The organism is Oceanobacillus sp. MO10714A, assembly GCF_037072045.1.
In the GTDB taxonomy this organism is placed as follows: Bacteria; Bacillota; Bacilli; order Bacillales; family Amphibacillaceae; genus Oceanobacillus; species Oceanobacillus indicireducens.
This window is the reverse complement of sequence record NZ_JAXHDC010000071.1, coordinates 1-10,360: the sequence shown is the minus strand read 5'-3', so window position 1 is coordinate 10,360 and position 10,360 is coordinate 1. Positions and strand designations below refer to the sequence as shown.

At 40.5% G+C, this 10,360-nt stretch carries 12 protein-coding genes; all 12 read right to left on the bottom strand.

Annotated features, from left to right (window positions below; genetic code table 11):
* A partial coding sequence (locus SPD53_RS18725; RefSeq protein ID WP_336253457.1) for a DUF1850 domain-containing protein occupies positions 1 to 452 on the bottom strand: 452 nt, incomplete at its 3' end.
* Positions 442 to 1,431 (bottom strand): TAXI family TRAP transporter solute-binding subunit, encoded by a 990-nt coding sequence (locus SPD53_RS18720; RefSeq protein ID WP_336253456.1) that lies wholly within the window; start codon positions 1,429 to 1,431, stop codon positions 442 to 444. The genes SPD53_RS18725 and SPD53_RS18720, both read right to left, overlap by 11 nt.
* Before the next feature lie 174 nt (positions 1,432 to 1,605).
* Positions 1,606 to 2,403: a formate/nitrite transporter family protein gene (locus tag SPD53_RS18715; protein WP_336253455.1), complete on the bottom strand. Its 798-nt coding sequence runs from the start codon at positions 2,401 to 2,403 to the stop codon at positions 1,606 to 1,608.
* 394 nt (positions 2,404 to 2,797) lie between these two features.
* Positions 2,798 to 4,045 (bottom strand): formaldehyde dehydrogenase, glutathione-independent, encoded by a 1,248-nt coding sequence (fdhA, locus tag SPD53_RS18710; protein WP_336253454.1) that lies wholly within the window; start codon positions 4,043 to 4,045, stop codon positions 2,798 to 2,800.
* Between the two features lie 266 nt (positions 4,046 to 4,311).
* Positions 4,312 to 4,794: a ribonuclease E activity regulator RraA gene (gene rraA / locus SPD53_RS18705; RefSeq protein WP_336253453.1), complete on the bottom strand. Its 483-nt coding sequence runs from the start codon at positions 4,792 to 4,794 to the stop codon at positions 4,312 to 4,314.
* Positions 4,795 to 4,827: 33 nt separating this feature from the next.
* Positions 4,828 to 5,061 carry a TM2 domain-containing protein gene (locus SPD53_RS18700; RefSeq protein ID WP_336253452.1) on the bottom strand — a complete coding sequence of 78 codons (234 nt, stop codon included), beginning with the start codon at positions 5,059 to 5,061 and terminating at the stop codon, positions 4,828 to 4,830.
* 283 nt (positions 5,062 to 5,344) lie between these two features.
* On the bottom strand, positions 5,345 to 5,890 hold the full coding sequence (gene ssuE, locus SPD53_RS18695; RefSeq protein WP_336253451.1) for an NADPH-dependent FMN reductase: 546 nt from the start codon (positions 5,888 to 5,890) through the stop codon (positions 5,345 to 5,347).
* A gap of 142 nt (positions 5,891 to 6,032) precedes the next feature.
* Positions 6,033 to 7,364 (bottom strand): LLM class flavin-dependent oxidoreductase, encoded by a 1,332-nt coding sequence (locus SPD53_RS18690; RefSeq protein ID WP_336253450.1) that lies wholly within the window; start codon positions 7,362 to 7,364, stop codon positions 6,033 to 6,035.
* Positions 7,365 to 7,382: 18 nt separating this feature from the next.
* Positions 7,383 to 8,162 carry a transporter substrate-binding domain-containing protein gene (locus SPD53_RS18685; protein ID WP_336253449.1) on the bottom strand — a complete coding sequence of 260 codons (780 nt, stop codon included), beginning with the start codon at positions 8,160 to 8,162 and terminating at the stop codon, positions 7,383 to 7,385.
* A 25-nt stretch (positions 8,163 to 8,187) separates the two neighbouring features.
* Positions 8,188 to 8,982, bottom strand: coding sequence for a transporter substrate-binding domain-containing protein (locus SPD53_RS18680; RefSeq protein ID WP_238471109.1), 795 nt, complete (start codon positions 8,980 to 8,982; stop codon positions 8,188 to 8,190).
* A gap of 29 nt (positions 8,983 to 9,011) precedes the next feature.
* Positions 9,012 to 9,683, bottom strand: a complete 672-nt coding sequence (locus SPD53_RS18675; RefSeq protein ID WP_235762085.1) for an amino acid ABC transporter permease — start codon at positions 9,681 to 9,683, stop codon at positions 9,012 to 9,014.
* A gap of 26 nt (positions 9,684 to 9,709) precedes the next feature.
* Positions 9,710 to 10,360 (bottom strand): LLM class flavin-dependent oxidoreductase (locus tag SPD53_RS18670; RefSeq protein ID WP_336253448.1); only part of this gene is annotated, 651 nt, incomplete at its 5' end.

Below are 10,360 nucleotides of genomic sequence, written 5' to 3'. Positions count from 1 at the left end.
ATGTATTCCCATATAGGTACAGTACGCACGCTAATAAGAACGCGCTCGTGATCATTAAAGTAATGATGCAAAGGAATTTCACGATTTTCCATGTATATCGTCAAATCCACATATTCGGAAGCCGTTACATTTAATTCCTCATAAGCCACATCCATCTCCATATGGATAAAACCATTTTCAGTCGTTGTTCCTTCAACTTCATATGGCGTCCCAGCACCAAACGTCTTAAAATATGTTTCTAGTAACACAATTTCCTGCTTTTCTCGTTTATAGTTTTCAAACCATTCTTCTTTCTCAATGGAATGAATCCAGCCAAGTGTAAATTCGTTATGTTTAAGATAATAAGCGGTATTGTCTCCCGCTAATTCAATGACTGGCAAACGTAAAAGAAGAAGAAAAAGGAGCACGATGAGAAACGCGCTCCCGATCCAGATTCTTTTCTTATTGCTCATTAAAGTATTTTTCAGCTCCTGGATGTAATGGCGCAATGAGGCCGTCTTGAGCTGTATCTAATGATATATCCGCCGCTGCCTGATGTGAGTTAGCTAACTGTTCCAGATTCTCAAAGAAGGATTTCGTTAATTCGTACACATCATCCTCACTTAAATCTTCACGTACAACGAGGGCATTCGGAACAGCTGCAGTTGATACAACGTCCGCATTGTCATACATATCTGCCGGAATTTCATATGGAACAAAGTACGGATGTTCTTCTGCAATTTCAGCAACTTTATCTGCATCTACCGTTACTAGATTAATATCAAGCGTTTCCGATAGTTCCAATACAGAGGCATTCGGCAGTCCACTTGTTAAAAAGGCTGCGTCAACCGTTCCTCCAGATAAACCGTCAGATGCCTCCGCATAACCGAGGTAGTCCACCTGCAAGTCATCATATGTAATATCATGACCATTTAATAAAGCGCGTGCATTTATTTCTACTCCAGAGCCCTGGTCGCCAACGGCCACACGCTTCCCGACTAAGTCTTCAATTGTTTCAATCCCAGCATCTGCCCGTGCAACAATTTGTACGACGTTCGGGTAAAGATTCGCAATTTGTGTTATGCCCTCTAACGGCTCTGAAAAACTTTCCTCTCCATTTAAAGCCTGGCTCAATGCATCACTCATAACAAATGCCATTTCTACTTTTTCATCTGCCATGAGATTCAAGTTTTCAGCGGAAGCTCCTGTTGTTTGTGTACGAGAGTTGACATCGTAAGTTGACGTATAAATATCCGCAAGTGTCGTAGCGATAATATTATATGGACCAGACGCCCCACCCGTAGCAATGGTCACAATATTTGTTTCAAGACCGGCAGAATCCCCATCTCCGCCATCACTGCTATCAGCGTCGTCTCCTCCATCATCGCCACAGGCCACAAGGACGATTGATAATATACCAATCACGAGTAAGCCTAACCATTTTTTCCTCATTTCTTGATCCCCTCTCCCCTTTTTTCTATTTAATATAGCGTTTTCATTATAATATCTTAGTAATATTTTGTCAATTACAATATATTACTCTATTTAAATAATTCTACTTTTATTTTACCTAATAAAAAAAGAGGTGCCATGCACCCCCAAATTACATCACTTCTTCCTAGTATTCTACAATTTTTCCCTTTTCTCTTTCGTCACAATATGAAAAGCTAGAGCAACAAATAAAAATCCACTAACAAAGTTCCCAATCGTCACAGGTATTTGATTCCATATCCACCAGTCTGCCATACTGATATCCGCTCCGACCATCATGGCTGCAGGTATTACAAACATATTTACGACAGCGTGCTCAAACCCTTGAGCGAAGAAAATGAAAATTGGTATCCACATGGCAGTAATCTTCCCGATTGTGGAGGTGGATGTAGCATTCACCAGTACTCCTAACGTAACCATAAAGTTGCAGAGCATCGCCTTCACAAATACAACAACCATCCCATCCCAGCCGTATGCTTTATAATCTAATGTTTTACTTTCTGCTACAGCAATCAATTTTTGTATCATGATTGAGTCCTCAATATTTCCAAAATGTGTAATATAGATTGTGTATAATACCGCATAGATTACACTACCAGCCAAGTTTCCAATAAAAGCCCATGTGAAGTTACGAGCAATATTAGGCACGGTTATTTTATTGCGAAATCGTGCAATCGGCATCGCAACAAAAGATCCCGTCACAAGTTCAAGATTCAATAATAGAGTTATAACAAATCCAGTCGGAAAAATAAGTGCTCCAACAATATCTAGTCCTGTTTGAGTCGCACCAGTAAATGCCAATGTTGTCGCATATCCTAATAATACACCAGCTAACATCGCTTTTATCAAAATGTGACTAATTGGCAATTGCGCTTTATCCTTTCCAGCCACTGCAACAGAATCAATTACTTGAGGTGGTTTCACATAATCCATATCCATCTACCCTTTTCATTATAATAATCATTTGTTCACTATTTCACATTACTTAAGTGCTACGTCCATTATAATCTATTTTCGGGAGATTAAGTCTGACAGTTTTGTGTACATATAGTTATCGACTCGGCTGATAGGCTCTAATCTAAATCATGGCAATAAAAAGCCAGAACCGATTGCAGCACAGCTATCAGTTCCGGCTTAAATAGATTTATGAATAACAGTTCACCTAGCCCCCTTCCCTCACTTTCTCCATTTACATCGATTCCAGACAAAAACACCCACATTCTAATATAACACTCGGAACGTACGTTAGAATGTGGGTTCTCTATTCATTTATTGACTTTTAATCATATATGAAATCATCCAATAAAATTCATATCGTAGCCGAAATTTAATTAATCACTTCAGCAGTATCAAGACTTAGGTGTTTTCGAACCGTTCCATGCGGGTCAATGACATATTTTCTTGCTGCTCCGCCGTCAAACTTTTTATATCCATCTGGTGAGTCACCAATAGATATAACCGTCGCATTCACCACTTTTGCAATTTGTGCACGATCACTTAAAATCGCCTGCATTAAATCACGGTTATATTTCATTACAGGCGTTTGTCCCGTGACAAAATGGTGTGCTTTTGCAAAGCCTAATCCAAACCGGATTTTAAGGGTTCCCTCTTTCGCCTCCGCGTCTACCGCACCCGGGTCCCCTGTAACATATAATCCTGGAATACCGAGACGTCCCCCCGCTCGCGTTATATCCATAATAGAGTTCAGTACTGTCGCTGGTGCTTCCCCGGCATCTCTTCCGTGTCCGCTCGCTTCAAAACCTACCGCATCTACTGCACAATCCACTTCCGGTACACCTAAGATTTGCTCAATTTGCTCACCAAGATCATCATGCTCTCTTAAGTTTACCGTTTCACAGCCAAAGCTTCTCGCCTGTGCCAACCGTTCTTCATTTAAGTCCCCTACAATGACAACCGATGCACCAAGCAATTGTGCAGAGTGAGCCGCCGCAAGTCCAACCGGACCGGCTCCTGCTACATATACCGTCGATCCCATCTTAACTCCTGCACTATAAGCACCGTGGTATCCAGTCGGGAAAATATCCGAAAGCATCGTTAAATCAAGAATCTTATCCAACGCCTGGTCTCTATCAGGGAATTTTAACAACTGGAAATCAGCATACGGAACCATCACATATTCGGACTGACCGCCGACCCAGCCTCCCATATCTACATAACCATATGCAGAACCAGGACGATCTGGGTTTACATTCAGACAAATATGTGTGTCTTGCTGGCGACAATTGACACAACGCCCACAAGCAATGTTGAACGGGACAGAAACAATGTCACCTTTTTCAATGAACTCTACGTCACTGCCGACTTCTATTACTTCCCCCGTAATCTCGTGCCCCAATACCAAACCACTTGGAGCAGTCGTTCTTCCGCGAACCATATGCTGGTCACTTCCGCAAATATTTGTTGCAATCACTTTTAAAATAACCCCGTGATTACATTTCCTTCCGACGTTTAGCGGGTTAACTCCTGGTCCATCGCGAAGAACAAGATCTGGATAACCAATATCCTTCACTTCTACCTCTCCTGGTTTGGAATACACTACTGCTTTGTTTGACAAACGAATCACTCCTTAAAAATATTTTAAAAAGGGTGTCCATCATGTAGGCGTTGCTCTCTAAACCCGATTATATCATGGTTTCATAATAATTCAAATAATTTTGATTTACACAAATTTACAAATTCCAACATAATAACGTCTGTTACGATTTGAATTTTGATAAATATAGCAAGTATAAGTCGATTTCTAGTTAAAAATGTAAACAAACAAAAACTAGAACTGCAATTAATTCCTACAGTTCTAGCTTGATGAAAAGTCTTATTTACTTATTCAAATTCATTTTCAGAAACAATCACACCATCTTCATCTGCATAGACGAAACTCCCCGGTTTCCATTTCACATCACCGAAAGTGAAACTTACGTCCCGCTCACCAATTCCATTCTTTTTACTCTTTAATGGATTCGTTCCGAGCGCTAAAATCCCGACATCCATCGTAGCAAGATCCGCTGAATCACGAACACAACCATTAATGATTATCCCCGCAAGGCCACGAGAAACAGCAATCCCTGCCAAGCGGTCACCCATGAGTGCACAGTTTCTTGACCCACCTCCATTTACGACAATGACAGAACCTGCATGCACCGATTCAAGGGCCTCTTCAAACAAAACATTATCCTCGTAGACGTGAACCGTTTCAATTTTCCCCGCAAAACGTCGCCGCTTCCCGAAAGAACGAAAATCCAACTTACAAACTTGGACCTCGCTTGCATAGTCATCACATATGTCTGCTGTTTTAAAATTACCCATTATCGTTTCCCCCTTTTACTGATCTCTTCTTAACTAGCGAGGATTTCTGCACATTCCTGGAATTAGAAAGATGTCAACCAACATCCATAACCAAAGAATGCCGAGCGGAATGTAACCGATTAAGATCCATTTCGTTGCCCAACCAGTTACCCCTAACAGTAATTGAATAATCCCAGTTCCAATTCTTCCCGTATAAAAACGGTGGATACCAAACTGACCAAAGATAAGCCAGAGGATATATGCTAATGCGATACTTTTTTGATACATGATGTGCCCTCCTGTTTGACTACCTAATCATGAAGTAAAAACACAACTATATTATCTATTATCCCACTCGCACATTTCCTCAAACGCCTAGTTGAATCGATTCACCTTTTTTTCGTTTAACATTAAGCATTTTAATTGAAGCTCTTGATAATTTCTTGTTCCCTAAAAAGGTAGCAATATTCTTAAACTTCATTATAAGCGACGGATAGCGTCCTGTCACGCCTTGAAAGACTAGTTAAAATTAAAAAGAGATACCCTTTAAAAAAGAGTATCCCTTCTATAATTAATAGGCTTTCACACCTACATCACCTTTCATTTTTTCAATAAAATAGTGAAGTTGTTTCTTTGTCCGGTTCAACATATCCTCATCTACAATAACGTTATCACTTGTTTTATCAATGTCGCTGTCCTGGAAATAAAGCCCTTTTAAATTCTGCGCTTTCATCGTTGCCAGTAGCGGTTTCAATGCATATTCCAGCGCTAATAAATGGGAGGAACTGCCACCTGTCATGACAGGGAGCACATATTTATTTTGTAAAATATCTTGTGGCAAAATATCGAATAATGCCTTTAGTACACCAGAATAGGAAGCCTTATATACAGGGGAACCGACAATTACCCCATCCGCTGTTTCTAATGTCTTGGTGATTTCCTTCAGTTTAGGGCTAGTGAAATTTGCAAAAAGCAAATCCTCTGCATCCATATCTTTTACTGAAATATGCTTAACAGTATATCCTTCCGTCTCCGCAAGGTCACCTAAATAGTAAAGGATGCGCTCTGTCCGTGATAAAGCGGACGGACTGCCTGAAACAATTACAATTTGACTCATCATCATTCCCCTTTCCCGATTTTAAACGTGACCCTATTATCAAAAGAATCTTATTCATTTACTCCGCTAACGCTTTTTCTAAATGTTCAATTCCTACTTCCGTAACCTGTGCGTCGAAACTTCCACTAAATGAAGTTTCGTTTTATGATGATACTTTATCTTTGTTGGTATAACGATTTTCGATAAAAGGCAATCCTAAATTTCCTCGTAATGTATCACGTTCATAGTTGCGGTTGAAATATCCTTTTTCTTCTAAAATCGGGACGACAAACTGGAGAAAATCATCATATTGCTTACCCATTACATATAAATTGATGACGAAACCATCGGCAGCTTCGTTATCTACCCACTCCATCATTTTATTAGCTACTTGTTCATACGTACCGAAAAATTCATTTTTCGGAGTTGCCACACGTAATGCAACTTCTCTTAATGTTAAGTTTTCGTTCTGCGCCATCTCTTTAATCTGATCTGTCGTTGATTGGAAACTATTTTTCCCTACATCACCAATGTCCGGGAAGGCTTCATCAAGCGGAAACTGGCTAAAATCAAAATGATCAAAGTAGCGTCCGAGATAATTTAATGCTTCCTCAATGCTGATTAAGTTTTTTATTTCCTCGTATTTCGCTTCAGCTTCTTCTTCCGTTGCACCAATGATGGGAGACAGTGATGGTAATATAACTACGTCCTCACGTTTTCGTCCATTTTTAACTGCCTGATTCTTTAAATCGCGATAATATTCTTGCGCACTTTCCAATGTTGCTTTGTTCGTGAAAATGGCTTCCCCATGTTTCGCTGCGAAAGCAATTCCTGTTTTTGAAGCTCCCGCCTGGAAAATCACCGGCTGCCCTTGTTTCGAACGTTCAATATTTAACGGACCATCCGCTTTAAAAAATTCCCCTTCATGGTTTAAGCGGTGCATCTTATCCGCATCGAAAAATTGGCCTGTTTCACGGTTCCTGACAAATGCATCATCTTCCCAAGAATCCCATAATCCTTTCGCAACTTCCAAATATTCATCTGCCATTTTATAGCGTAAGGAGTGGTCTGGATGATTCCCTTTATTGAAGTTTGCAGCCGTTCCTTCAAGTGGTGTCGTTACAACATTCCAACCAGCCCGGCCACCGGAAATTTTATCCAATGATGCAAATTGCCGCGCGATATTAAATGGTTCACTGTACGTTGTTGATACCGTTCCGACTAAGCCAATTTGTTTTGTTACAGCAGCAAGTGTTGCTAATAAAGTGATGGGCTCAAAGCGATTTAAAAAATGGGGAATCGATTTTTCATTAATGTGTAATCCATCTGCAATAAATATAAAGTCCATCCCCGATTTTTCGGCTTCCTGCGTTACGTTGATATAATGTTCTAAATTGATACTTCCGTCTGCCGGAACATCTTCTGATTTCCAAGAGTTCATATGGCCGCCCGGACCTTGGATAATAACACCAAGTTTCATATTTTTCTTAGACATTTCCTCCACTATCCTTTCTTATTGCTCATCTTCCAGTAAATCCACACCATACCATTTCACTGATAGCTCAGAGAGAGTGCCATTTTCCTTAAGTTTCTCTATCGTATTATTAATCTCTGAAATTAACACATCATTTTCCTCTGTCTTTTTAAATGGTAATGCGACAGGCTGATCTCCAAATGGTTCACCAACAATTTCAAGCGGAATTCCTTTGTCATTAATTTGCGCTAACAAAATCTCTCTCCCTGATACGAACGCATCTACCTTGCCATTTGCAACATCTGTAAAAATGACGTCATTCGATTCAAATGTGACAATTTCATAGTCACCGTCTGGATAGTTCTCTTGCAACACATTTCCATAGTTTGATCCCAGCACGTTCGCTATCGTTTTTCCGCTTAAATCATCTAATGATTGGATATTCTGGGTCTCTGTTCCTGATGCAATGACAGTTTTGGAGTTGTAATATGGAGTGGTGAAATTATAATGCTCTCCTCTTTCCTCTGTTGCGGCAAAGTTTGCTACCGTATCTACTTTCCCAGATTCCAAATTGGCTAAGATGCCATTCCAATCTGTTAACACCCATTCTATTTCATAATCCATTTCGTCAAATATAGCTGTTATAACATCGACACTAAACCCCTTTAACTCATCAGCTTCTTTAAAGTATTGTGGATAACCGTCAGGCCCAGCACCGATCTTTACAACCTTTGCTCCTGCTTCTGCCCCCTCACCGCTAGAACAACCTACTAAAAGGGACAAAAATAGCACACTCATTAACAAAACTAACTTTCTCATTGATTTCTCCTCTATTTCTTGTTTTCTACTGTTCATCTTCCAGTAAATCTACACCAAAGTATTCCAGTGATATTTCCGAGAACTTTCCGTCTTCTTTCAGTGCCTCTATTGCTTTGTTTAAATCAGCAATGATTGCATCATTTTCTTCTGTTTTCTTAAATGGCAAGGCTACTGGCTGGTCGCCAAAAGGTTCTCCTACAATTCGTAACGGTAAGTCTCTTTTACTGATTTGCGCCATTAAATGTTCTCTGCCATGTATGATGCCTTCAACCTTGCCTGATCCGGCGTCCGTATAAATGACGTCCGTTGATTCATACGTAACAGGTTCATAATCTAAATCTGGGTATTGTTCCTTTAATACATTTTCAAAATTTGTGCCCATAATGTTACCGATTTGCTTACCAGTCAGATCTTCTATTTCCTTTAACGTATCATCATCTGCCGCTGTCGCGATCGCTGCTTTGGAACTGTAATAAGGATCTGTAAAATTATAATCTTGCCCTCTTTCTTCCGTTGCAGCAAAGTTAGATGCTGTATCTATCTTCCCCGATTGTAAGTTGGCAAGGACCCCGTTCCAATCCGTCATGACAAATTCGATTTCATAACCAGCTTCTTCAACAATTGCTTTAATAATATCGACACTGAATCCCTTCAACTCATCATCTTCTTTAAAAGATGTCGGAAAGCCATCCGGTACTGCACCTACCGTAATGACGTTATCCCCCTTAGTACCTTCTGAAGCTTCACTCTCTCCGCTTCCCCCACAGCCCGCAACAACTAACAATAAACCTGCTGCGAGAAACAATATGAATCTATTCATTTATTTTTCTCCCCTTTTTGTTTTGACGATTAAGCGATATATGGTTTACTTATCCGCTGTTCATACCAGCCTTGTAATTGGCTATATAGGAAAGTAATCGCCCAATAAATCAGGCCAACCGCTAGATATGCTTCAAAAAATCGTAAATTTGCCGATGCCAGTAATTTCCCTTGCGCTAATAACTCCGTAACACCAATTGTGAATGCAAGAGATGAGTTTTTGATTAACCCGATGAACATATTCCCTGTCGCCGGCAGCGCATTCCTTACTGCTTGCGGTAAAACAATTCCCCGCATCGCTTGAGCATAGCTCATGCCCACGGATGTAGCAGCTTCCGCCTGCCCCCTATCCACAGACTCTAAGCCTGCACGGAATATCTCCGCTAGATAAGATGACGTATTTAAGCTGAATGCGACGATTGCTGCCGCTCCTGCCCCTAGGTCATTGAAAACCGGGAACAATTGAGGAAGTCCAAAGTAGATCATTAACAGTTGAACAAGCACGGGCGTCCCCCGGAAAAAAGAAATATATACTTTCGCTACTTGTAAAAGAACTGGCACTTTATTCACAAGGATAATCGCGAGGATGACACCGATCATAATCGCAATCACCATCGATACGATCGTTAAATATAATGTAATTGGCAAATAGGTGAGTAATTCCGGAATGATTTGCACGACATAACCGAAATCGATATTCAATAAAACCACTTCCTCTTTTATTTACTTCAAACAAATACTGCTAATTCACTTAATAACTCATATGACCTCAATCGTTTCTCTTCATCCAATATTGGTGTATGGATAATGAACTCCTCAACTCCAAAAGCAGATGCAAGCTTATCAAATTCATTTTTCACAAAATCCGGACTGCCCGCAATCATCTCCACTTCCTGCTCCTTGATTTCTGTAATGATTTCATCCGTCTGTTCGCGGAAGGCTTCAACTTGATCAAGAGTTCTTACAGACATCGACCGGCCACTTTCGGTGAAGATTTTATAAATTTTATAATCACTTGCTGCTTGCTCTGCCGCTGTTTGCGTTTCTGCAGCAAAGGAAGCAACCGCAACGATAAATTTCCCTTCTGGATAGATCTTTCGATATTGCTGAATAGCTTCTTTGAGAAAATCATTATTACTGTTTAAAAAGTGAGCATATACGAAGTTCGCGCCCTGCTCTGCCGCAAGCTTAGCACTGTTTGCACTTGCTCCAAGCAGAAATACAGGTACTTTTTCGTCTGGTTTCGGAAGAGCCTCCGCGCCATACAATTCATGGTCTTCCGGCAATGTGTCATGAATAAAATGATGAAGCGTCCTAAATCGTTCATCAAACTTAACATCACTGCCAGCGCCACCGTAACGCAAGGCTTGCGTAGCCAA